24 protein-coding genes are annotated in these 24,342 nt (G+C 42.4%); 12 read left to right on the top strand and 12 right to left on the bottom strand.

The genetic code is table 11. The features are described from left to right. The first annotated feature begins 90 nt into the window (after positions 1-90). Positions 91-1,401, top strand: coding sequence for an amino acid permease (locus MKX60_RS04520; RefSeq protein WP_076285003.1), 1,311 nt, complete (start codon positions 91-93; stop codon positions 1,399-1,401). 4 nt (positions 1,402-1,405) lie between these two features. On the opposite strand, the gene MKX60_RS04525 is transcribed toward MKX60_RS04520, so the two are convergent. From MKX60_RS04525 to MKX60_RS04545, 5 genes are all read right to left on the bottom strand, one after another. Next, positions 1,406-2,179, bottom strand: coding sequence for a YqcI/YcgG family protein (locus MKX60_RS04525; protein ID WP_076285002.1), 774 nt, complete (start codon positions 2,177-2,179; stop codon positions 1,406-1,408). 92 nt (positions 2,180-2,271) lie between these two features. Further along, positions 2,272-2,898, bottom strand: a complete 627-nt coding sequence (locus MKX60_RS04530; RefSeq protein ID WP_076285001.1) for a LysE family transporter — start codon at positions 2,896-2,898, stop codon at positions 2,272-2,274. A gap of 106 nt (positions 2,899-3,004) precedes the next feature. Next, positions 3,005-3,595, bottom strand: coding sequence for a DUF1989 domain-containing protein (locus MKX60_RS04535; RefSeq protein ID WP_076285000.1), 591 nt, complete (start codon positions 3,593-3,595; stop codon positions 3,005-3,007). Positions 3,596-3,743: 148 nt separating this feature from the next. Beyond that, the gene (locus MKX60_RS04540; protein WP_341059150.1) at positions 3,744-5,132 is read right to left on the bottom strand and encodes a sensor histidine kinase; all 1,389 of its coding nucleotides are present in this window, start codon (positions 5,130-5,132) and stop codon (positions 3,744-3,746) included. A gap of 1 nt (position 5,133) precedes the next feature. Beyond that, a complete protein-coding gene (locus MKX60_RS04545; RefSeq protein WP_076284998.1) occupies positions 5,134-5,844 on the bottom strand; it encodes a response regulator transcription factor in 711 nt (236 codons plus the stop codon). Between the two features lie 146 nt (positions 5,845-5,990). On the opposite strand from MKX60_RS04545, the gene MKX60_RS04550 reads away from it, so the two are divergent. From MKX60_RS04550 to MKX60_RS04575, 6 genes are all read left to right on the top strand, one after another. After that, complete coding sequence (locus MKX60_RS04550; RefSeq protein WP_076284997.1) at positions 5,991-6,887, top strand: carbohydrate ABC transporter permease; 897 nt, start codon at positions 5,991-5,993, stop codon at positions 6,885-6,887. Positions 6,888-6,901: 14 nt separating this feature from the next. After that, positions 6,902-7,759 (top strand): carbohydrate ABC transporter permease, encoded by an 858-nt coding sequence (locus MKX60_RS04555; protein WP_076284996.1) that lies wholly within the window; start codon positions 6,902-6,904, stop codon positions 7,757-7,759. A gap of 10 nt (positions 7,760-7,769) precedes the next feature. After that, the gene (locus tag MKX60_RS04560; RefSeq protein WP_076284995.1) at positions 7,770-8,879 is read left to right on the top strand and encodes an efflux RND transporter periplasmic adaptor subunit; all 1,110 of its coding nucleotides are present in this window, start codon (positions 7,770-7,772) and stop codon (positions 8,877-8,879) included. Between the two features lie 9 nt (positions 8,880-8,888). Beyond that, positions 8,889-10,244 carry an ABC transporter substrate-binding protein gene (locus MKX60_RS04565; RefSeq protein WP_341059151.1) on the top strand — a complete coding sequence of 452 codons (1,356 nt, stop codon included), beginning with the start codon at positions 8,889-8,891 and terminating at the stop codon, positions 10,242-10,244. 149 nt (positions 10,245-10,393) lie between these two features. After that, complete coding sequence (hprK, locus tag MKX60_RS04570; RefSeq protein ID WP_042192937.1) at positions 10,394-11,305, top strand: HPr(Ser) kinase/phosphatase; 912 nt, start codon at positions 10,394-10,396, stop codon at positions 11,303-11,305. Positions 11,306-11,469: 164 nt separating this feature from the next. Continuing rightward, positions 11,470-12,351: an SMI1/KNR4 family protein gene (locus MKX60_RS04575; RefSeq protein WP_076298054.1), complete on the top strand. Its 882-nt coding sequence runs from the start codon at positions 11,470-11,472 to the stop codon at positions 12,349-12,351. 115 nt (positions 12,352-12,466) lie between these two features. Here the strand turns inward: MKX60_RS04575 and MKX60_RS04580 are convergent, their stop codons facing one another. Next, positions 12,467-12,904, bottom strand: a complete 438-nt coding sequence (locus MKX60_RS04580; protein ID WP_076284992.1) for a MarR family winged helix-turn-helix transcriptional regulator — start codon at positions 12,902-12,904, stop codon at positions 12,467-12,469. A 121-nt stretch (positions 12,905-13,025) separates the two neighbouring features. Here MKX60_RS04580 and MKX60_RS04585 point away from each other — a divergent pair, with 121 nt between their 5' ends. After that, positions 13,026-13,613, top strand: coding sequence for an NAD(P)H-dependent oxidoreductase (locus MKX60_RS04585; RefSeq protein ID WP_149645498.1), 588 nt, complete (start codon positions 13,026-13,028; stop codon positions 13,611-13,613). A 25-nt stretch (positions 13,614-13,638) separates the two neighbouring features. Here MKX60_RS04585 and MKX60_RS04590 read toward each other — a convergent pair whose 3' ends face one another. The 4 genes from MKX60_RS04590 to MKX60_RS04605 all read right to left on the bottom strand — a co-directional run bounded on the left by MKX60_RS04590 (position 13,639) and on the right by MKX60_RS04605 (position 18,111). Further along, the gene (locus MKX60_RS04590; protein WP_341059152.1) at positions 13,639-14,151 is read right to left on the bottom strand and encodes a DinB family protein; all 513 of its coding nucleotides are present in this window, start codon (positions 14,149-14,151) and stop codon (positions 13,639-13,641) included. Positions 14,152-14,315: 164 nt separating this feature from the next. Beyond that, complete coding sequence (locus MKX60_RS04595) at positions 14,316-15,422, bottom strand: undecaprenyldiphospho-muramoylpentapeptide beta-N-acetylglucosaminyltransferase (RefSeq protein ID WP_341059154.1); 1,107 nt, start codon at positions 15,420-15,422, stop codon at positions 14,316-14,318. Further along, positions 15,419-16,405: an SDR family NAD(P)-dependent oxidoreductase gene (locus MKX60_RS04600; RefSeq protein ID WP_042192925.1), complete on the bottom strand. Its 987-nt coding sequence runs from the start codon at positions 16,403-16,405 to the stop codon at positions 15,419-15,421. Before MKX60_RS04600 ends, MKX60_RS04595 begins: the two co-directional genes overlap by 4 nt. A 140-nt stretch (positions 16,406-16,545) precedes the next feature. Beyond that, on the bottom strand, positions 16,546-18,111 hold the full coding sequence (locus MKX60_RS04605) for a catalase (RefSeq protein WP_340973482.1): 1,566 nt from the start codon (positions 18,109-18,111) through the stop codon (positions 16,546-16,548). Positions 18,112-18,310: 199 nt separating this feature from the next. Between MKX60_RS04605 and MKX60_RS04610 the strand changes: the two genes are divergently transcribed. Continuing rightward, positions 18,311-19,723 (top strand): alanine/glycine:cation symporter family protein, encoded by a 1,413-nt coding sequence (locus tag MKX60_RS04610; protein WP_341059155.1) that lies wholly within the window; start codon positions 18,311-18,313, stop codon positions 19,721-19,723. 126 nt (positions 19,724-19,849) lie between these two features. On the opposite strand, the gene MKX60_RS04615 is transcribed toward MKX60_RS04610, so the two are convergent. Beyond that, positions 19,850-20,251 carry a RidA family protein gene (locus MKX60_RS04615; protein WP_076298049.1) on the bottom strand — a complete coding sequence of 134 codons (402 nt, stop codon included), beginning with the start codon at positions 20,249-20,251 and terminating at the stop codon, positions 19,850-19,852. 410 nt (positions 20,252-20,661) lie between these two features. Here MKX60_RS04615 and MKX60_RS04620 point away from each other — a divergent pair, with 410 nt between their 5' ends. The 3 genes from MKX60_RS04620 to MKX60_RS04630 all read left to right on the top strand — a co-directional run bounded on the left by MKX60_RS04620 (position 20,662) and on the right by MKX60_RS04630 (position 23,182). Then, a complete protein-coding gene (locus MKX60_RS04620; protein WP_341059156.1) occupies positions 20,662-21,228 on the top strand; it encodes a TetR/AcrR family transcriptional regulator in 567 nt (188 codons plus the stop codon). Further along, positions 21,225-21,761, top strand: coding sequence for a DUF2798 domain-containing protein (locus MKX60_RS04625; RefSeq protein ID WP_076284984.1), 537 nt, complete (start codon positions 21,225-21,227; stop codon positions 21,759-21,761). Before MKX60_RS04620 ends, MKX60_RS04625 begins: the two co-directional genes overlap by 4 nt. 239 nt (positions 21,762-22,000) lie before the next feature. Then, a complete protein-coding gene (locus MKX60_RS04630; protein ID WP_341059158.1) occupies positions 22,001-23,182 on the top strand; it encodes a multidrug effflux MFS transporter in 1,182 nt (393 codons plus the stop codon). Between the two features lie 102 nt (positions 23,183-23,284). On the opposite strand, the gene MKX60_RS04635 is transcribed toward MKX60_RS04630, so the two are convergent. After that, positions 23,285-24,175: a diacylglycerol/lipid kinase family protein gene (locus tag MKX60_RS04635; RefSeq protein ID WP_076120369.1), complete on the bottom strand. Its 891-nt coding sequence runs from the start codon at positions 24,173-24,175 to the stop codon at positions 23,285-23,287. Positions 24,176-24,342: the final 167 nt, after the last annotated feature.

A 24,342-nucleotide genomic window follows, 5' to 3' on the forward strand; every position in this document is an offset into this window, starting at 1 on the left:
AAGTCGGGTCTTCTTTTGCCTGCCTAAGCCTATACCAGAATAAAATAACACCCGATAACGCATAGTAACACCAGACGGAGGGATATACATATGGGTACTCCAACTGGCAAGCTACCTTGGTGGCAGCTTACTTTATTTGGTGTAGGCTGCACGATTGGCACGGGATTCTTTCTTGGTTCCAGCATCGCTATCCGTAAGAGCGGATTATTGGTGTTGGTTATTTTTGTGTTGGCGGCTGTGGCAACTCTGTTCGTCTATGAGGCGCTGGCCCAAATGACTATACAAAATCCTCAAAAGGGCTCTTTTCGTAGTTATGCCAAAGAGGCTTTTGGCCGCTGGGCCGGGTTTGGCATGGGCTGGATCTATTGGTGCTCAGAAATTCTAATACTCGGCAGTACCTTGACTGCTTTGGGCCTGTTTTCGCGGGTCTGGTTTCCGAGTTGGCCGCTTTGGGTTTTTACCGCAATTTATGCTGTACTGGGTCTGCTGGTCATTATTCTAGGTAGCCAGGGGATTAACAAAGCGGAAAATCTATTCGCCATGATCAAAATCGCCGCGGTACTGATGTTCATCGTGGTCGCCGTGATTGCCCTTTTGAGGGGAAGGGGGAATTGGGATACGGTTCACAGTTCGGCAGCATGGTTGAATAAAGGATGGATGGGTGCTTGGAAAGGGTTACTTTATGCGTTCTATGCTTTTGGGGGTATTGAGGTAATGGGCTTTATGGCGATGGACCTACGCGACTCAAAAGAAGCTCCGAAAGCAGGCAGGTTTATGCTGCTGGGCGTGACCCTGCTCTATGTACTGTCGATAGGACTCGCCCTATTATTCGTGAGCCCTGAGAAAGTGAGATCTGATCAAAGCTCAATTATTGCTGCACTTGAAGCGATGGGACTACCTATTCTTGTATATGTACTGAACGGGGTAATGATCGTGGCCGGGTTCTCTATTTTAGTGGCTTCATTGTATGCGGTCTCGACTATGCTGGTAACCTTGGCCGAGGATAAAGATGCTCCTTCTTGGCTGGCGGTGACCAAAGGAAAAAGAAAGATGCCGCTCTACGCGCTTGGTATCAATATGCTGGGCCTGTGCGTGACAATTGTACTGAGCTTGTTTCTGCCAAAGCAAATTTTTGAGCATATCACCACGGCAGCCGGTCTAGTTATTTTGTACACATGGCTATTTATCCTTGCCTCTTTCCTTAAGTTATTGAGACCAAAGATGGGCGGTTGGATTAGATCCATGGTCGCTATGGCGCTGATCATTACTGCCGTGGCAGGTACACTTTTTGAAAAAGGGGGCCGTCCCGGCTTCTGGTCCAGCCTTCTGATCATCTGTGTCATTGCGTTGATTACCTGGTTTAGGGAGCACCTTTTGAAAAAACGCGGACAAACCTCATAAGCACTTAAGAGTGAAATTTAATTCCTATTGCTTTGAACTTGTTCTTCATATAAGTATATGGACATTTAGACGGCGCACTTTCGTCATCTCGCAGAAAATATTGCTTCCATTCCAGGCTATCCTCCTGCCCATACCATTGAAGGGAAGGATGTGCGGGAACACTATCGTAGTCAGCAAGCTTCTTACGGATCTGCTTCTTCATATTGCGGCCAAATGCGGTAGAATCGTTAATATTCTCAAATACCCAACGCGGCTGAAAGGCAATGACAAAATAAGGGGTATGGCGGCTTCTCCGCAGCTCATGTGCCGGGGTTGCGCAGAACGCGAAATACGGGTGCCCATCAAAGCAGAACTCCCACGAAGGATGGGAGGGATCTGTAGAAATTTCATTCGGCCAAGGCACCGTGTCTACCGCGCTGACGCGGCCCAGAATGGACCAGAACAAATTCTCATATTCCTCAATGGAGAAACCTTCCGCCAAATCTTCCGGAGTTTCAAAAAATAGAACAAGGGAAGCATATTTGCCGGTATCCCGCGAGCATTCCCCATATTGATGAAGTAATTGAGCGACCTCTATTGCAGACTCTTCACTTCGTGGATCAGCTACGAAGCCAAAACGCAAATGATTGGACAGAAACCCCTGACGTCCCGGAATACAGGGATATTTGCCTTCGGGATCTGCAATCATAGATGTAAATTGACGAAAAGCATCCTGCTGCCAGTAAGGTAGCTCAGCCAGATGTTCATCCAGCCAGACCTTTGTGTTCAAATGGGCCATCCAAAAACACCCTCCTCGTTAAGTTCAAAACATCCTATGCGAAGGGAGGGAGATGGGTGAAGGCCTAGGAAAGCTCTTGCTGGTTGAACCTATTAGCCAAACAACTGTATAAATGCCTGAGAACCGAAGTAGATGCCAAAACCAAGAAGGCAAATCCCCGCGGCAAGGGAAATGAACCGGAGCATAGAAGGGCCGGTGAACCGATGAAAGAAGCTAGACAGCATCGCCATCACCACATCCCAGAGTAGGATGCCGACAAAAATACCCATGCTGTTCCACAGCACCTGATCGAAATGTTGATTTTCTATGCTTTTGGCCAGAATGGAGCCGTAGATACCTAACCAGAACAGAATGCTGAGTGGGTTCATTAGTGCCATCAAAAAGCCTGAACGGAAGGCGCTAGTGCCGGTCTGTGCACCTCGTGAGGCGGATCCAGGCACGGCATTGATATTTTTTAAGGTGTCAATTCCGGTATAAAGGAGAACGAAGCTGCCGAATGTCCACAGGAAGGTTTTCATAAACGGGGTATTCAGAAAGTGGGCTAGTCCAAAGTAAATGAGTAGCATATACACTAAATCCGCACACATAGCCCCCAGTCCGATCATCCAGGATTGGAAAAATCCCATCCGCGCTCCCCGGTCGAGCTGGGCTGCATTGATGGGACCAATCGGTGCAGATAACGAAATTCCGAGTACGATATAGGTTAAAAAGCTATTCATGGTCATCGCTCCTTGAATGAGATGTTAACTTGTACAAGTCATTCTATTCAAGAAGTAGGTAAGTTAGAAGACGAGCCATTTGGCACGAACCTCTTTGCGACATACTCTAAAGGATCTCCACGGCAATCGGTGTACATTTATACCCGTTGCAGACACTTTCGGAGCAGGGACAAGCCGATATGGCAATGATCAGATCCATCTCAGCCCGCAACTCAATATAATCCCCAGCTTTAGAAAGCGGTCGCTCCACGCTGACTTTTCCAGAAGGATCAATGACAGTATTCATAAAAAGATTAAACGGATAATGCTGATCGGGAGCGGGCAGGCCAAACTCCTCCAGCGCCTCATTCAGGTTATTGTAGCAGCTGGCGTGATTCTTTTTGTTATACAGCACCTCATACATCTCGGGACGACAGGCAGAGTTAATGAAATCATGGCGGCCCACAGTATCCTTAATAATCGTAAGCAGTGGTCTGTATTGATTGGAATAGAGGATGTCCCCCGGAAGCACATTCATCTTGCCTAGAGCATCTATCGTCACACCAGGGTCAATTCGCTCATTAGGGCGAACGGCGTTATAAGCAGCGAAATCTGCTACTTGCTCTCCTTCTACATCGGTTACCCGGACGATCTGCCCTTTGTCCAACTTGAAGCCCAATCCCTTGGTTGCTGGAATCAGCCATTGTTGTTCGCTCATCAGTACTCTCCTTCGGGATAGTCATAGTCTGTGAGGGTTAGTATGGCTCTTTGCCAAAAAAGTCATACAAAGTATAGAGCTGTCTGGCGGCATCATAGAAAGAGTTTGCATTCAATTCGATGACAGTCTTTGAGGATCAGAATGACATTTATTTTGAAGGAAAACTCATTCGAAAGATAGCTCCACCATGCTCTCCGTTATGAGCGGATATAGTACCGTCGCACCGTTCAACAATTGCACGTGAAATGGCGAGTCCAAGTCCCGTTTCTCCATTCTTACCTTTAATAAAACGCTGAAATAGCTGAGGCAGTAATTGATCAGGAATACCTTGACCATCATCTATGACATCGATCTGCACTTGTCCATCCTGCTCCGAAATTTCTATATCCACGGCTTGTGATGCATGCCTGATCGCATTGCTCATAATATTTAGTACTGCTTGTAATAGTTTTTCCGAATCTCCATGAATATGAAGTTTTCTCGGGTTATCCACTTCGTACTTTACTTTGATGTCAACTTCCTCATTTATAGCTAATGGACGTATTCGATCGGCGGTTTTATCGATTAATTGTTCTACTGACACTTCTTCTTGATCAAAAATACCATCTTCACTTTCAAGCTTGGCTAACAAGATCATCTCTGTAACAATTCCCTTAAGTCGTTCACATTCACTTGAGATGACATCAAGACCATTGTCAGCACGATCCCCGGTGAAAATACCATCTCGTATTCCCTCTGCATAACCTTGAATCGTCATTAGTGGGGTCTTAAGTTCATGAGAAGCATTCTGGAAAAATTGTCTTTGAGCATGATGGTATTGTTTAAGTTCTCCTGCGAGATGATGGACACTTTGGGCTACCTCACCAATTTCCCCGCCAGTTTGAATGAGCTGCACCTCATCGAATTGGCGTTTTTCAACTTTTTTGAGCTCAAGCTTTAATTTCTCAAGAGGAGTAACGAGACGTTTGGTAATAAATAAACTTAGGCCAAAGGCAATAGTGCCCCCAATCACCATAATGAACATCATTCTTGTAAAAAGCTCTGATTGATATGATTTTACTTTGCTTAGCGGTGTAGACAAGACAAGGGTGGCTGCGGTTACAGCACTAGTTGGATCAAGATTCTGTGGATTAGAAGTTAAGGTCTCAACAATATATTTCTCCTGTCCATTTTCCCATAAATCCTGCTGATTGTGACTTGAATGCTGTTCAATGAGCGGTAGCCATGTCTGTGTCTGCGCTTCAGTCATTGTACTAAATAATATATTACGATTCGGCTCTATGAGTAACGCATCGACGGATCTATTAATTTCTTGAGCCGGCTGTACGATAGCTGCTGCTGACTGAGAAGGTGTTAGGTCTTGAACAGGTAACGAATTGACCAACTCCATCATTGCACTGCCTTGTGATCTTAGCTCTTCTCTTTGATTATTGATTAGTGTGTCCATTAGTAGAGGATAAACGAATGTAGCTGTAAGCACGAGTACGCATACCAGTAATATTCCAAATGATAAATGAAGCTTATAGATTAGTTTCATGTTATGTCTTCACTCCATCCACGCGCATTCGATAACCATAGCCCCAAACGGTTTCAAGAGGCAGGTCTTCCATTTTACGACGAAGTCTTTTGACTAAATCGTCAATTGCCCGATCGCTACCGAAATAGTCATCCCCCCACACTAATGTTAACAACTCATTGCGAGAAAAAGCTCGATTCGGTTGCGCTGCTAAGGTATGAAGCAATGAAAATTCCTTCACCGTCATTTCAATTTCTTTAGACCTCCAGTAAACCAGACGACTATCTAATACTAGACGAAGCTCATCGATGATGAGGTCGTTTGATTTAGAAGAGACTATACTCTGTTCTGATCTTTCTGTAAGGCAGTTAAGCCGATGGAATAAACGATTTACTCGTGCGACCAGCTCACGTGGGCTGAAAGGCTTAGTTAAATAATCATCGCTTCCAAGCTCAAGTCCAAGTATCTTATCTACTTCCTCATCACGAGCAGAGATCATAATAATAGGAACTTCGGCTTCCTTACGAATTTGTTTGCAGAATTCATAGCCATTCATACCTGGAAGCATGATGTCTAGAATCCACATATCCGGGCGCTCTGTGTTCCATAACATGAGCGCTTCTTCTGCTGAACCTAACGATAGGGTGCTATAGCCTTCCTTCTGTAAATAATTCTCAACGATATCTCTTATATGACAATCATCTTCAACGATTGCGATTTGATAGTTCTTCATCAACAGACCTCCTGACCAATACATCTATTATTCTAACAAACTTGTCCTTTCAAGCGGGCTTTTCCATACTTTTTCCACAATTGCTCCAAATTAATACCGAAGCTGATCTATAGAATAGTTATTTGTACGGTAAACATGTTGCTTGTATGGAACAAGCTCGAAAGGAGGTTGAGGCTGTGAGAATTTCATATTTGGCTCGCAAGGAGATTCTTGTGGCGTTCTGCTTTCTTGCTCCGAGTTTGATCGGGTTTGCGCTATTTTATTTGATTCCGTTTGGTCAAAGTGTTGTATTTTCATTTGAGAATCCAAGTGGTGAGGCAGGGTTATCGTTTGCCAATTATCAGAGCCTATTAGCTAGCTCGTCCTTTCAAAAGGCGGCAGGGAATACATTCTGGTTCACAATAATTGGTGTTCCGATCCTTATTCTGTTGTCACTTGCTCTTGCCATGCTGCTTAACAAACGAGTCTATCTTCGGAATTGGCTGCGTACCTCATATGTACTGCCACTGGTTGTTCCAGTAGCGTCAATTGTGCTCGTATGGCAGATCCTATTCGACTGGAATGGTTTTTTCAATCATGCATTAGAGTGGATTGGAATTGAGCGGATCGATTGGATGAAATCAGAGTGGGCGCAAGGGGTCATTATTTTTATCTATGTATGGAAAAACATTGGCTATAATGTGGTTCTATTCTTGGCTGGACTGCAAAATATCCCAGATCAATATTATGAGATAGCAAACCTGGAAGGTGCAAGCTGGGCTCGTAAGCACCAGATCACCTTGATTTATTTAATACCGACAGGATTTTTAGTGATGCTGATGTCGATTCTGAACTCATTCAAGGTATTTCGGGAAATTTATTTAGTTGCGGGTGACTATCCTCATGACAGTATCTATATGCTTCAGCACTATATGAACAATATGTTCTTATCGCTCGATATTCAGAAGCTGTCGGCTGCAGCTTTCTTAATGGTGCTCTGCATTTTAGTCATTGTGTTGATGCTCTTCCGAGTTGAACATAAGTTCCGTTCATTTATGGAGTAAAGGGAGGGGTGTAGATGAACAAGAAACAGATAAGAACACTGCTACTTACTATTATCTTAGCCGTAATCGCGCTGGTAATGCTATTTCCGGTTGTGCTCACAATGGTAAGCTCCTTGATGACGGAGAAGGAAATTATGCTGAATTACGGCATGTTAGGTAATACACAGATGAACGATTTTGTGAATTTGAAGCTGATTCCAGATTGGGTTTCGCTGGAGCAATTTTATAAGGTGCTTATTTCAACCTCGCAATTTCTTCGTATGTTCTGGAACTCTGTATTTATGGTGTTTCCAATCATTATAGGTCAGGTCGTGGTGGCAACATTAGCGGCATTTGCATTTGCTAAGCTGCGATTTCCTGGCAGAGAGCCCTTATTTATTGTGTATCTGATCACGATGCTCATGCCGTTCCAGGTCACGCTTGTGCCGAACTATATCATGTCCGATCGGCTAGGGCTGATTAATAGTCCAAGCTCCATTATTTTACCAGGGATATTTGCGGCGTTTGGTGTGTTCCTGCTCAGACAATTTATGCTCCAAATTCCAACGGCATATATGGAAGCAGCCCAAATGGATGGGGCGGGTTATTTTCGATCCTTTATCAGGATTGTCCTGCCTATGGTTAAACCCGGAATGGCAGCGCTTGTTGTTCTGCTGTTTGCAGATTACTGGAATATGGTGGAGCAGCCCCTGATCTTTCTGCAGGATGCCAATTTGCAGCCCTTGTCCATTTTTCTATCTCGTCTACAGGAAGATGCGCTTGGGGTATCCTTTGCGGCTGCGGTCTTATATATGACGCCTATGATTCTCTTGTTTCTTTTAGCGGAACGGTATTTTATTGAGGGCATAGAGCTTTCTGGAATTAAAGGATAGGGGAAATGAGATGACAAGCACATCTAAGCGACAACGATTAACGGCTGCTTTGTTTGTATTGTTTTTTGCGATATTGGCTGGCCTGACTTTCTTTAGCAGCACACTCGAAACGATGACGCTGCCCAAAGTAGTTACGGAGAAACTTTCCTCGAAATCATTAGTTCATCAGGTTAAAGGGAGTGGAGTCTTAACACCTCGAAAGCAGGTGGATTTGTTGAATGAGACTGGCTCAAAAATTGTGAAGGTACATGTAAAAGAGAATGCTGAGGTTAAGAAGGGGCAAAAGCTCGTTACATTTAATAGCTCTGATCTGGATGAGCAGATTTATCAAGAGGAAACGGCGCTAAAGAAACAACAGTTAAATCGGGAGATTCTGGAGGAGGATATGCTGAATGCTTTGATAGATGGTGATGAGCAGGTGATTGCCAAGGCAGAGCGAGCTCTTGAACTGGATAGTATGGATCTTGAACTGGCGCAAAGAAAGATGAATAAGCTGCGCAAAGATAAAGCGGATAAACAGACACTGACTGCCCCCTTTGATGGAAAAGTCACAAAGATTACAGCAGAGGATAGTATGAATGCTTCACAAGGGGGGACAATCCTGACCTTAATGGATAGTGGTAAGGGCTTCGAATTTTCATTTGCTGTCGAGTCGGATAATACGGCATTATTCGAGATTGGATCTAAGGTTTCTGTTCGATTGCAGAAAGACAATACACTGGTTAACGGTGTAATTGAAGAGATTAAAGCTGCATCCCAAGAGAGCAGTGAAGAAGATTCATCCGATAAATCGAGTTATCAGGTTGTCGTTTCTGTCTCCGATGATGGTATTAAAGGCGGCGAACAAGTCAGTCTAGATATAAAGAAGGAGTCAAATGAAAAAGGTTATGTGTTACCAAAGAAATGGGTTCATAAAGATACAACAGGGAGCTATGTCTTTGTAATTGAGGAGAAGAAAAGCTCACTCGGCAATACGTTTAATGCACGCAAGGCTTATATTGTAACGGGTGATTCAACCGAGGATGAGATTGTAGCTGTGAGCGGCTTAAGTCCTGATGATGAGATCATTATTGAATCAAGTGAACCACTTCAGGAAGGTAATCGAATCCGAGTATATTGAAGGGAATGAATGAATTTGAAAAGAAGATGGTTTTTATCCTTATTAGCAATGATAGTCGTATTATCGGGATGCTCTAGCAGCAGCGTGGGATCAGGTACAGAAGGATCAACTAATGAACAATCAGACCAGAATGGCAATAAGATTGAGATTGCGACCATGGCGGTAACTCCTTATTTAGATGAGGCGGTTAAGCAATATAAAAAAATTCGCCCAGATATACAAATTGAAATCAAAGAGTATCTAGCCAGACCTCAAACGGAGGAAATGACATCGAGCGAATCATTCTCAAAGAGCGATGTTGAGAAATATATACAAACGGTTAGCACACAGATGATGTCCGGCAAAGGGGCAGACATCATCGTAATGAACGATCTGCCGCAGGACAAATATGTCGCCAAGAACATGCTGACTAATTTCTATGATCTGATGGATAAGGACTCAGAATTTGATCGAAATCAGTACTATCAAAATATCTTTAAGAACTCCCAGGATGGGGACGGATTGTATGCAATGCCATTCTCATTTGTCATCGACGCGCTTACTGGGAATACAGAGTTGTTAGAAAAAGCTAATATTAAAATCGATAATAAGACCTGGACATGGGATGGATTTAAAGAAATTTCTAAGAAGCTTAAGGAACAAGTTGGAGAGGATTATGTAGCATTTGTTAATCTATTTCCGATTCAAATGTTGGCGGAGTATATAGAAGCGAATTATGATAAGCTCATTGATCAAGGTCAAGCTAATTTTGATTCCGATCTGTTTCGAGACATGATGAAGCAAATCAAATCGATGTATGATGAAGGCGTACTTAAAGAGGAATTTTCGTACGATTATACCAAAACTTTGTTCAGCAAAGCTAACCTTTTCGATCCAATGTCAGGCCTCTCTCAAGTCCTTGATCCAAAGCTTAAACTATATCAAAATCCAACAGTCAATGGAAAATATAACGGAACTCCATTTAAGTCATACTTTACTTTAGGTATTAACAGCAAGTCCAAGGTTCAAGAGGAAGCTTGGAACTTTATTAAGTTCATGCTTTCCGAAGAAATGCAATCTTCACCAGTGGTCCAGGGTTTTCCGCTGCATAAGGGAGTTGTGGAGAAACAGCTTAATGATGCTAAGCAGCAGGCAGTAGCGGGAACACTACCTCTTCTAGAACAAAAGTTTGATGCTGAGACTGTAGAAAGTAAAATCCAAGAATTACATCAGCTTCTAGATGGAGCAAGTAGGAATTTATCTAGTGATCATAAGGTGGTTTCAATTGCAATTGAAGAATTTGATTCATATATGAGTGGTCAGAAATCCGCTGAAGACGTCAGCAAGCTGATTCAAAATCGAGTCAACACTTACATTAACGAGTAAATAGAACGTTCTAATCGAGAGGCGCTCAATCATTTAACGGTGATTGAACGCCTTTTGTTTATTTTGCAGGAATCATCCCATTTGTCGTTGAATATATCCCGTTAACCGTATTGCGTATTTGAGATACGCAGCCACAGGAGGGAACAACATTGAAATCGACTACCGTTCAAAGCCTTACAGAGACGTTTAAGCTGGAAGTGCTTGCAGGTGCTAGCTGCATGGATCGTGAAATCACTCGTTCAAAGGCGCATAGACCTGGTCTGGAGTTCGTGGGTTACTTTGATTTTTTCCCAACGAAGCGGGTACAAGTATTGGGCTGCAAGGAAATCAATTATCTGTTAACCCTAAGCGTTGAAGAGCGCAAGTTACATATTGGTAATATCGTCAAGTATCATCCACCATGTTTTATTGTGACGACAGGTCAGCAGGAGATTCCTTATTTAACTCTATTCTGCGAAGAAGAGGGCATCCCGTTGCTTCGGACGCAGGAGACGACGACAGAGATCATCGCAAAGATTGATACCTATCTAGTGAAGGCGCTGGCGCCAGAGCTTTCAATTCATGGGGTATGTGTAAACGTGTCTGGTATAGGTGTCCTACTCAGGGGTAAGTCAGGAATTGGTAAAAGCGAAACCGCGCATACGCTTATTAGAAGAGGCCATCGGTTTGTGGCGGATGATATCGTGGTGCTGAAGAAGCTGGGACCGGCGACGCTTCTCGGCACACATAACGAGACGACCCGCGAATTCCTAGCGCTGCGCAGTATTGGTCTGATCAATGTTGTACGCCAGTACGGGCGTAGAGCTTTTCAGGATGAGACGCGAATTGTACTCGACATCGAGTTGTCTCCTTGGCGAGAGAATTCCTTGAATAATGAGCTCGAACTTGAACCGAAGTTCACAGACTATCTTGGCGTCCAAATTCCGCATATTGAAATCCAGCTTCAGCCCGGCCGCGACGTAGCCGGCCTGATCGAGGCTGCCGCCAACAACTGGTATCTGAAGCAGCTTGGCTATAGCGCCGTTGAAGAGTTCATGCAGAGGATTGAAAACAAGCAATGAAGGGTGCTCATGAATTTGTGTATACGTAACAGACCGCAGAAGAGCTATGTGGTCTGTTTTTTTAACTGAATTTCGCCTTTAATGCGTGATTGGCTGGGCATAGGCTATAAATGGTATAATTTCTAATAGGTATTTTGAGTGATCGTTACTAGGAGGTATTAATGATGAGTGATGAGCTATTGGAAAAATTGGATACTTGGCATGAAGAGGATGAATTTCAAGAAATCGTGGATGCAATAACGGAAATTCCTGAAGAGGAAAGAGATTATGTTCTAACTAGTCATTTGGGCAGAGCGCTTAATAATCTCGGGCAATATGAAGAAGCTTTAGAGCAGTATTTGAGCATTGAAGAAGAGGGTGAAGGTGACCCGCTTTGGCATTACCGTATCGGAGTTTCCTATTATTATCTGAAGCGGTACGACGAAGCTTTAAAAGCATTTACAATTGCAGACGAGCTAGAGCCTGATGATGAGGACACCTTGGAGTTTTTGGGATGGATCAAACGAAAATTGGCTAAGAAAGCTACGAAAAAGCCTGTGAATAAACCTGCAAAGAAGCCTGTAGTAGCGATCGACACCACCAACTTTTGGGATGACAGCGAGTATGCGTTCTCAGAATATATCTCTGAATCGCCTACAGATGCAATGATTGCTTCAGTAGAAGAAGAGCTGGTTTTTAAGCTGCCAAAATACTACGTTGAAATGATGAAGCTACATAATGGGGGAATTCCTCATAACACTCGGTACCCAATTCCGGGAACAGAAGAATTTATTACGATTTCAGGGATCCTTGGAATTGGACGAGATAAGAATAAGTCGCTGTGTGGAGCTTCAGGCAGCCGGACTGTGATTGAAAATGGACGTTATCCTGAGGTTGGTGTGGTGATTTGTGATTGTCTTTCTGAGAATGAAGTAATCATGCTGGATTACCGCGAGTTTGGAAATGATGGCGAACCCGAGGTTATTCATGTTGATCGTGATAACAAATACAAGATCACACGCTTGGCTGACAATTTTGAGTCCTTTATCGGCGGACTGGTGAAATAGTGGATTCGGCGATTTAGCTGAATGTGGGGCTGATAAATCAGCCAAATAAACGACCGAAAAAAACAGAGCAACGGTTCTCCTATAATGGAGGCAGCTGCTCTGTTTTTTAATCTGCTCAATTGTCACTATTAAACACCTTGGACTGAAGCACATCGAGTGCTCGGTTGATTTCTTCTAGTTCTTCAGTAGAAGAATCCTTGATCCGGTCCAGGAAACGTTCGCCGATCTGCCCAAAAGCTTTGTTCATCATCGCTTGTCCAGCGTCAGACAACCGAATCATTTGTTTACGCCGATCTTCTGCGACATCCAGCTTTTCGCAAAGATTCTTTTCTGTTAATTTCTTGAGCTCACGGCTCGTGTTCGGCATAGAGATATTCTTACAATCACTAATTTGACTGAGGGTAACAGGCTGGCTGACCGCAATATACTCCAGAATACTATATTGAACGGGCGTAATACCTTCCGGTCTAACATCTTTGGTTAAGTCGAATGTTACTTCATGGACTGCCGTCGTAAAGGTCACTAATTTATGAAAAAACGCTTCTTTGTCCATAACGATCACCTCTTAGTGTAAACTTTAACAAAATAATTATCATAATACAATTATCATTTGACAACTAAATAAAGATTGTGATACGATTTTGTTATCAAATGATAATTAAAGAGGTGGACCAATGAACGTTTTAGTCATCTATACTCATCCGAATCATAAAAGTTTAAGTTATGCTTTTCTCAATAAAGTCATTCAAGGAAGTAATGAAAATCGAAAGATCACGAACATCGAGGTGCTTGATCTATATGAGGAGCAATTTGATCCGGTACTGGTCTTTAACGAAAATAAACGTAGAAGAGACATGCATATCGATCCCAAGTTTGAGAAGTATCGTGAGCAGATTCGTCAGGCCGACAAAATTGTGTTTGTGTATCCAATCTGGTGGGGGCGGCCTCCAGCCATGCTGCTCGGGTATATTGATCAAATGTTTGCCTCTAATTTTGCTTATAGAGAAAAGGGCGGCCTTATCCCCGAAGGGCTGCTGAAAGGGAAGTCCGTGGTTTGTATTTCCAGCATGAAGGGGCCAACCCTTTATCCTTTATATTGGTTAAACAATTCCCATAAGGTGCTGATGAGAAAAGCATTATTTCAATATTGCGGTATGAAAAAAGTGAAGTTTTTCGAGTTTGGGAATATGGAGAGTCCAAAAGGTAAACATGACAAAAAGCTAAATCAGGTCTACCAATATTTTAAATCTGTAGCTAATTGATGCCTCAAAGATAATAGCTCGATGATCATTTGGACTCGTTATAAAGATAAGCAACATAATCCTGCAGTACTGAGGTATGGCCCATTTGTCGCAGCATTGTACCGATATTCCCACGGTGATAGCTGCCATGGTTAGCAACGTGGAAGATAGCCCCGGAAATGGATGTCTCAAGTGATCCCATCGTTGGATGATCTAACACAACGGTGGGGTCCTTATCTATTTGACTAGCCAACACCATTTTATTTTTGCTGGTTAGCTCACGATAGAGGACATCCATTTCTTCAATATCTTTTATTGCTAACAAGGGCTCTAATTGGGCAGCTGATGCTTTAGCTTCATTCCTAGTTCGCCCTGAAATCAAGTCAAACCAAATATTCTCCACGACATAAATATGCGTCACAACCTTTGCTACCGAAGAAAAACCACTCTGGATATCCTTATGATAAATGTCTTTAGGCAACTCCTTTAAGCGATGGATGATCGTTTGATTGGCCCATACATTATAATCATACATTTCTAACGCGGGATGCTTTTTCATGAGTTTCTCCCCCTAAAATTGTGGATGCTTTAATTATACCCATCCCCAGAAAGCTCGGTACAATTTAGAAATGTTTATTATAGGACCCTTTGTCCAAAATAAACCAAAATACAGACGACAGCGATAAAGCAGAGGAGTAACCAATTCGCTAGCTTCATTCCCATCTAAACCGTACCTGCCTTGATCATTGTTAAATCCTCGCCGCTTACTTGTTTGATTAAGTTCATTACCTTAAAGGCTCCTCTGCCATTCTCATAAGGTTTCATTTTATCTTTGTAAGTAGAGCGGTTCTCGTATACCTTCATTATCGAATGAACAAAGCTTTGAGTGGTCATCTCTTCTTCAAGTAACATTTCAGCGAGTCCAGTTTGTTGAAAATACTGCGCTTGGGCAAGTTGACCAGAGCGGCTGCCACCATTCGTGTGGGGAATTAATAGCATTGGCTTTTGCATAGAAAGAAGCTCCATCATAGAATTTGACCCTGCACGGGATACGACAACATCCGCCATAGCTAATAAATGCGGCAGCTCACAGCTTGTAATGAATTCATACGATTTGTAGCCTGACATCGAGAGGTGATAATCAACCTTTCCCTCCCCGCAAATATGAACCACTTGAAATTTATTTATCAACTCAGCGAGTACATTGTTCACCATTTGGTTAATGCTGTGTGCCCCTTGGCTTCCTCCCATAATAAGAAGAACAGGCTTAGCAGAAGTGAATCCGCAAAAGGCTAAACCACGTTGTTTATCAGCTAATTTGAATTGCTCCTTCAAGAGCGGTCCCACATGAACGGCCTTGAGAGAAGCAGATTTGGTTACAGTATCCAGAAAATTTGTACACAGATGAGTGGCAAACGGAAGTGATATTTTATTAGCTAGTCCAAGATTTAAGTCTGGTTCATAAATAATGATGGGCACTTTGTTAAGTTTGGCTCCAATCACGACCGGTACAGAAACAAATCCACCTTTAGAAAAAATCACACTTGGTTTGATGGTTCGTAGGAGTCGGTAAGATTGAAAGATGCCCTTCATGATTTTGAATACATCGGTCACATTCTTCCAATCGAAATAGCGTCTCAATTTCCCTGTGGAAATGGGATGGTAGGTCACTTCCTCCTTGTAGTCAGACAAAAGCTTACGCTCAATTCCTTGTTCGGAGCCTATATAATGGACGTCCCAATCCTCTGCTAAACAATTAGGGATCAACACGAGGTTGCCGGATACATGTCCAGCGGAGCCTCCACCTGTAAATACGATCGAGGTACTCATGCTAGAAACCCACCTTGTTGTAACATTTCTTTTATCGCAGGTTTGCTCATCAACACATGATTCGAATCATAGCTCTGGAAGTCCACAGGCGGGCAAGAGGCATAGGCTTCTTGTAAACCTTCTATAGGAAAAGGGGGGAGAATCACATAATAGTGATCATCCAGATGAATGGAAGAAGCACTCTCAAATTCCGATATCAGGGCCTCACTTAAGCTTTCACCGGGACGTATCCCCGTTTCCTTGATTTGGATCGTGCTAGTTGATAAGTCGTCAATTAAGACCTGGGCAAGATCCTTAATGCTGCAAGCAGGCATTTTGGTCACAAAGACTTCTCCGCCTCTGCTTTCTTCTGTTGCTTTAAGGAGTAGGGTAATTGCATCATCTATGGTTAAGAAAAAACGAGTCATTCTAGCATCTGTAAGGGAAATGTCTACTCCATCCACAATACTTTGTTTGAAAATAGGCACCACGCTACCCGTTGAGCCAAGTACATTGCCACTTCTCACACATACAAACTGAGTTTTGGTTTGTCTGAGATTGGCATGGACCATTAGCTTTTCACCGAGTGATTTTGTCATTCCGTAGGTGCTCGATGGTTGCGCTGCTTTATCGGTTGAAACATAAACTACTTTTTTTACGCCGTGTTTAATAGCGGCTTGAATCACATGCTGAGTTCCGAGTACGTTAGTCTTCATCGCACTGTCTGGTTGTTGTTCGCAGATCGGGACATGCTTCAAGGCCGCTAAATGATAGATATAATCTACCTGATGGCAAGCTTGCATCAGTTCTTGCTTATCACGTATATCACCGATGATGAACGTTAGTTTGGGATTATGATGATATTCCTGTTGTAGTTCTACTTGAAGTGACTCATTGCGGGAAAATATTCTGATTTCTTTTGGGTCTCTTTCCAATAACCGTTTCACGAGTTGTCGTCCCCAAGATCCGGTTCCACCGGTAATTAATATGGTTGTATTTTGCACGGTTTGTTCCTCCTATGATCTTAGCTACACAATAATCATAGTGTTCATATGTTACGTGAATATGGCAAAGCGAAAGCTCTTAAAATCAAAAAAAGGTTAAAGAACCATTATAACAGGTCCCTTAACCCTTCATTTAACTTCTAATAGCCATCGGTTTGTTTACCGGATTGCTCCGCAATTTCCGCGCCGTCTCGATTCTCTGAAGTACCTAGATGCTTGTGGTCAGCTTTGGCTTGAGCAAGACCTTCAGCCACTCGGCGACCGTAGTCTGGATCAGCTTTTGTAAAATGTTCAATCATATTGGTTTGAATCACAGGCGCACATATTTTTAGGGCATCGACCAGGTTATGAATCAATTCATCCCGTTCCCAATCCTCGAACTTGCGATAGGTATCACCAGCTTGCCCGAAGTCATTTGTCCGACTAATTTTGTCGCGAACTAGTCGATCATTATACATCGGTTGATGATCTTTGCCAGAAGGAGCTGCCTCCTTTAACCCGCCAAGCGAGGAAGGTTCGTAATTCACATGTGGGTTTTGCTCAGGCGCCTTATCCACATGATAAGTCATTTGCCCATCCCGCTGATTCGTCGCTACCCTTGTCTTTGGAGCATTGATCGGTAATTGAATGTAGTTGGCGCCCACCCGGTGCCGCTGAGTATCCGAATAGGAGAACGTCCGGCCTTGCAGCAGCTTGTCATCCGAGAAATCCAGACCGTCTACTAGAACTCCAGTCCCGAAAGCGACCTGTTCGACCTCGGCAAAATAATTGTCTGGATTTCGATCCAGAACCATCTTCCCTACAGGTAAAAATGGGAAACGTTCATGATCCCAAAGCTTAGTAGGATCGAGTGGATCAAAATCGAGCTCAGGATGTTCATCGTCACTTAGGATTTGCACACAAAGCTCCCATTCAGGGTAATCCTTACGCGCAATAGCCTCATATAGATCCTGCGTAGCATGGCTGACGTTTTTGGCTTGTATATCCTCAGCGGCTTGCTGAGTTAGATTCTTAATGCCATGTTTCAGCGGCTCCCAATGGTATTTGATTAAGACGGCTTCGCCGTTTTCATTCACCCATTTATAGGTATTAACTCCAGACCCCTGCATCTGCCGATAGTTGGCTGGAATCCCCCAAGGAGAGAACAGGAATGTAATCATATGAGTAGCTTCAGGAGAGTTCGATACGAAATCAAACATCCGCTCTGGGTTTTGCAGATTGGTCACGGGATCTGGCTTGAAAGCATGCACCATGTCAGGAAATTTCAGCGGATCACGGATAAAGAAAATCTTCAGATTGTTTCCGACCAAGTCCCAGTTTCCATCCTCTGTATAGAACTTTGTGGCGAAGCCACGTGGATCACGAAAGGTCTCCGGAGAGTACACGCCATGAACCACTGTTGAAAACCTTACGAATACAGGTGTTTTTTTGCCTGCTTCTTGAAAAAGCTTAGCACGCGTATACTTCGAGACGGGTTCATCGCCTACTTTTCCATAAGCTTCAAAATACCCGTGGGCTCCTGCACCCCTAGCATGCACCACACGTTCCGGAATACGCTCTCGATCAAAATGAGATATTTTCTCGATAAAGTGGTAGTTTTCGAGCGTCGACGGTCCGCGATTCCCTACCGTTCGTATATTTTGATTATCTGTAATGGGATGTCCCTGTCGATCCGTTAAAATCATATCTTCTTTTTCCTTATCCATATGACAAAACTCCACTTCTCTTCAGATATGAATAGTATTTTCTACCATAATTCTGAAAAGTATGCGAAACCCACTGACAAGAGATGTTATGAAAGTTACAATTTTTATTGGCATTTGAAATAATGACTGTTATATTTGAAAATACTATGTGTTATAAGCTTAGCAACTTGGTATCGACAGAATGGAGAGGCGGAATTACATGCAACAATTTTTAGATAGTATGATTAGCGTAACAAATGATTTTTTGTGGTCGAAAATATTGGTGATCCTTCTTATTGCTTGTGGACTTTATTTCACCGTAAGATCGAAATTTGTACAGTTTGGTATGTTCAAAGAAATGTTTCGGGTTCTTAAAGGATCCAATGAAAGGTCAAAAGATAGTATTTCATCCTTCCAGGCCTTCTGCATTAGTATGGCGGCGAGGGTAGGAACAGGTAATATAACGGGAATCGCAATTGCTATTGCCATAGGTGGTCCAGGGGCTATTTTCTGGATGTGGGTGATTGCCATTATTGGATCAGCATCCGGTTTTATAGAAAGCACTTTGGCACAGGTATATAAAGTGAAGGATAAGACCGGATTTCGCGGTGGGCCTGCCTATTATATGGAGAAAGGCCTGAATAAGCGCTGGATGGGTGCGATATTCGCGGTTCTGATTACATTATCCTTCGGGCTTGTATTTAACGCGGTCCAATCGAATACGGTCACAGTGGCCTTTGAGAATTCATTTGGCACCAATCGGGCCATTCTTGGGCTTGTAATGGCTGCTGCCTTTGCACTGGTTATCTTTGGCGGTGTTAAGCGTATCGCAAGAATGTCCGAATATATTGTAGTGGTAATGGCAGGAATCTACATTGGGGCTGCTCTTATTATTATGCTGATTAATATTACAGAACTCCCAGGAGTTTTCGCACTCATTGTGAAAAGTGCCTTCGGATTTGAACAAGTCGCTGGTGGCTCTCTTGGTGCAGTAATTCTACAGGGCGTGAAGCGTGGTTTGTTCTCTAACGAAGCGGGTATGGGTAGTGCGCCTAATGCTGCGGCAACGGCAACTACGAGTCATCCGGTGAAGCAAGGGCTAATGCAAGCGCTAGGCGTACTCACAGATACGTTACTTATTTGTTCGAGTACGGCGTTCATTATCTTGTTGTCTGATGCCTATAAGCAGCCAGGGCTGGACGGAATCAAGCTGACACAAGCCGCATTAAGCGAGCATATTGGTTCTTGGGCATCCGGATCACTAGCGATTATGATTTTTTTGTTTGCTTTCAGCACGTTAATTGGAAATTATTATTACGGTGAAACCAATATAGAATTTTTGAATTCCAACAAAAAGGTATTACTATTCTATAGATACAGTGTTTTGGCAATGATTATTTTTGGTTCCGTAGCAAAGGTTCAATTGGTATGGGATTTGGCCGACTTATTTATGGGCTTCATGGTTATCGTGAATTTGATTGCCATCCTGCTATTATCTAAAGTGGCCTTTGCCGCCTTGAAGGATTATAAAAAGCAGAAACGTGAAGGGAAGGATCCTGTTTTCTATAAAGACAGCATTCCGGGGTTCGAGAACGTTGAAGGTTGGGACAATTCTTCAGATATAAAAAGATAGAAATGTATTTGAAGGGCTCAGGAGACTGAGCTCTTTTTGCTGTCAGATTACAAAAACGAGCCTTTAGAATTGCTTCTAAGGCTCGTTTTGCGTACAGTATTTTAAATTAGTCCTGCTTAATATAGTTTATCCTGCAGCCCAAACATCTAATTCGATTTTCAATTCAGGTAAACCTAATCCTTTAACATAAGCAATGGTCATTGAAGGAGGCGTCATCCCGAATACTTTATTCCAAATTCCATAGAAATGATCCCAATCGATTTCTTCTGTGGCCCAAATGTTAATTTTGATTACGTTATCGGGAGTCAACTTTTGAGAAGAGAGGACTTCCACAATATTACTCATCGTGTTTGTTACTTGTTGATTAAAATCTGTAGGGATATTACTGTTTTGATCGATTCCAATTTGACCAGAAAATACATACATTTCAGCGTTTCTGCTTATTTTTGTTACATGACTGTAGTTACCAACGGGTTTCGCAATATTTTCTGGATTATATCTTGTGATCACATGATTATTTAAGTTCATTTTTATGAAGTCTCCTTTAAATAGAAGATACATAACGATAGCTAGGTTATATATCTCCACTGTTTTTTAGTTTTAATTTTTGACAAACTTATCCTATCAATCATTAATTCTAGAAAAAAACAGCAGTAGAATACCCAATACCAAAAGATAAATATTTTAGGGATCTCTTTTTCATTAGGTATTCCTCCTTCATATTTAAAGTAAGATAACTTCATCAGAATGATAACATTAATCCATGTGCAACGGCAACTTTGCCTCCTCCGGCACAACATGACTAGGATATTTTTTTGCTGTATTTTATGAAAACTTCAATGCTTTTTTTGAAAAAAAGCAAAAAACACTTACATTAACGGATATTATGTTGTTATAATTACAAACAGACCGGTTGGTATGTTGGGGGGTACGTAATTATGGATACAAAATCACTAATGATTGAGAAGGCGACACTCCTTTTTCAACAAAAAGGTTATAAGAGTGTAGGCGTTAGTGAAATTTTAAAAGCTTGTGATGTTACCAAAGGAGCGCTCTATCATCATTTTCCAAATGGAAAAGAAGAGCTATTAATTGCTTGTCTAAAAAGCCTAAAGGAAGCAATAACAATAGATATGGAGGACATTTTCAAAAAGCATTCTTCTACACAAGAGGCCACGCAATTCATGCTTAATAAGTTAATTCACAACTTGGAAACCGAGGGCAAGCTTACAGGCTATACATTTAGCAGTATTGTCAGTGAAATGGCTACGGTCAGTGAGCCTGTCCGCCAAGCATGTAACTCACTTTATGAGAACATTCAGACTATTTACTACACGAAGCTTGCATCTGAAGGCTTCTCGAATGAACTAGCTTCTGATATTGCTTTATTGCTGACAACCTCGATTGAGGGTGCGATCATGCTGTGTCAAACGCAGCGATCTACCGCACCTTTAAAGACTATTGCGAAACTATTACCGACAATTTTGAAAGGAAGAACATCATGAATCTAGAAACAAGATTACCGAGAAACGGCAAAGAGGGGGCATTATACGGTGCAATTATTTGTACACTAACCGTTCTGTTTATGTCTTCATTAAATATCATTTTAGCGGTTGGAGAATTTAATGGGGAAGTTGCTTTATCGATCCTTAAGGTGTTTCCGATCATTTGGGTCATTGTTATGATTATAGAGCCTGTTGTTATTGGGCGTATCGCAGAAAAGCTGACAGCTAAATTCACACAACCTAGCGATAGCTTCAACGCCAAAATTCTATTTCGTATTCTTTTCACCGTACTAGGAATGTCATTTGTGATGACCTTTATTGGAGACATCATCGGAAACGGGTTGAGTTCTGAAACGTTCAATCACTTCTTAGCGAATTGGCCAAGAAATTTCCTAATTGTACTGATCGCTGAAAGTATAGTGATCCAACCTTTTGCACGATTTGTGATGGTAAAGCTACATGCTTCTCAGGATAAAAAGAAGTCCAGCGCCGCTGGTATAACTGTAAATGGATTATCGGAACAAAACTCATAACATAAATATGCTCTCAGGCGATGCGTTTCGTTTGAGAGCTTTTCTATTACCGTATATAATGATATTTTAGTTGAATCATTGAAACCCTCCTATATAACAAAGAAAACTTAACAATGAAAGGTAATATCGAACATGATGATCTATAGTCGTCTTGCCATAATGATGCCCCCATTTCCCTAGCTAGGCTCATATTCTTGTTGTTGTTCGAGGATATAAGCTTGTAGGAGGGCGAATTTAATATGAAAAAATATGCAGCACCATCTTTACTTTTAATGATTGTTCTTGTGGCTTTTCCGCAAATTAGTGAGACGATCTACACTCCATCGTTGCCGGATATTGCGGTAGCACTTGGGGTCTCTAATAGTTCTGTACAGTTAACATTAAGTATATATTTTATCGGATTTGCTTTAGGTGTTTTGTGTTGGGGTTGGCTCTCTGATTTCATCGGACGGAGACCTGCCATGCTGGGTGGCCTCATTGTATATGGTGTTGGAAGCTTGATGTGTTTTTACTCGGAATCCATTACTCTACTTCTGGTCAGCCGTTTCATTCAAGCATTTGGAGCAGCAACTGGCTCTATCATTACGCAAACCATTCTTCGGGAGAGTGTATCCGGGAATAAGCGGCATGCCATGTTTGCCCAAATCTCGGCGGTGATCGCTTTTACTCCAGCAGTAGGGCCGCTTATTGGCGGATGGGTGGATCAAGCTTTTGGTTTTCGAGCGGTTTTCTTTACATTAGTGATGATGAGTGTGTTGTTATTTGTGTATGCTTTTTGGAAGCTGCCAGAAACGACTGATGTTTCCGTGAGAAAAAAGGTGGCTATTCTACCTATCGTTAAAAGAATGCTCTCATTGCCACGTGTACTAGTGTTTGGGTTACTGATCGGGGGCATCAATGGAGTTTTATTTAGCTACTATGCGGAAGCACCCTTTATATTTATTGAACACTTTAACATTTCACCGGGAGTATATGGTTTTCTAGGCATTGTTGTGGCTTTAGCATCGATAGTGGGAGCAATGATGTCCAAGAGATTATTGAGTCTCTATGCCGCAGAAAAAATAATTCACATCGGCTGTTTAGTGATGACCAGCGGGGCTTTGCTATTAACAATCGTAAGCAGCCTTGCCTCGTTGCCGAATATGATGTTGATGGTATGCATTCTAATAACCCTTTTTGTCATGTTAATGGGGGCCGGTATCGCTTTACCTAATTGTCTAAGTCTTGCGCTTGTCAATTTTCAGGATGTTGTGGGAACAGCAGGTGCGATCTTCAGTTTGGGATATTACTTATTAGTTAGTTTGGCGACATGGGGAATGAGCGCCCTGCATAATGGTTCATTACTGACGATGCCCATCTATTTCTTAGGGATTAGCGGCGGAATGTGGTTATTAAGTAAAAAGTTTATTGTAGCGGAATAGAATTTACTTCTTAGTTATTTGATTAGAAGGAGATATGGAACGGGGTATCCATAAATGAATGGCAGTCTGGAACTTTTTGAGTTCCGGACTGCTTTTTATTTGTTAGTCTACTTCCGGCACAATGACTTGGATATGACGAGGGAGAACACTTAGAGTAATGGGTAAAATCGGACCTTCTTCACCATCCACATTGGTTCTTACGGCTTCTGGAGAGCTCACAGTCACATTCTGGGCCGTGAAATAGACAACGTCTTTATGATCCTTAAGGCTGCCAAGTAGTAAAGAAATACTGGCTGTAATGGTATTGAGTATACTGAGGTCTTGAATAATAAAACAGTGAAGCAGTCCATCGTCAACCGCAGCATCAGGTATCAGATTCTCGAAGCCGCCAACGGAGTTGGTTAACACGGCGAGAAAAAGCGGGGAATCGCCTTGCCATGTCTTCTCGTCATAATGAATGACAAGAGGGTGGGGGGAAGTGCTGGTAAGTTGTTTTAGGCCCTCTTTCAAATATGCCAATGAGCCGAGCTTGGTTTTCTCTTCGATTGAAACGGAGGATAAAGATCCGGCGATTGAACCTACAGCAACAACATTTCCGAATAAGCGGTCATTCAAGCAACCAATATCTACTGTCTTTACGTTAGAGGAAGCAAGGGTTTGAATGGCTATTTCGGGATTCAATGGAATCTGTAACGCGCGGGCAAAATCATTAACCGTTCCTAAAGGGACTACACCTAACTTTGGGTGTTGTTTCTGATTCATAAGACCATTAATGGTCTCGTGAAGCGTGCCATCCCCGCCAATGGAGACGACTAGATCGTAACACTCCTCACAGGCAGTGATACAATAACGAGTTGCATCTAGTTCTTTTGCCGTCTCCTTAATCGTAACCAAGTAGCCTTGATCAGCTAGAACTCTTTCTGCATATCTGACATATTCGCCAGCTTCTTCTTTACCAGATGAGGGGTTAATAATAATCATAGCTTGCCGCATAGGGATTATCCTCTCTTGTTCAATCTAATAGCCTATTAGATGATTACCCCAAAGTGGTATAGCAGAAATCATAACAACCTAAAAAAAGGTGAGCAAGAACGACCTAAGTCGTCTTACTCACCTCTTTTTTAAAATATAAGAAAGTATAAGTTTCACACGATACTTTC

It is taken from the genome of Paenibacillus sp. FSL R5-0914, from assembly GCF_038004525.1.
Lineage (GTDB): Bacteria > Bacillota > Bacilli > Paenibacillales > Paenibacillaceae > Paenibacillus_AQ.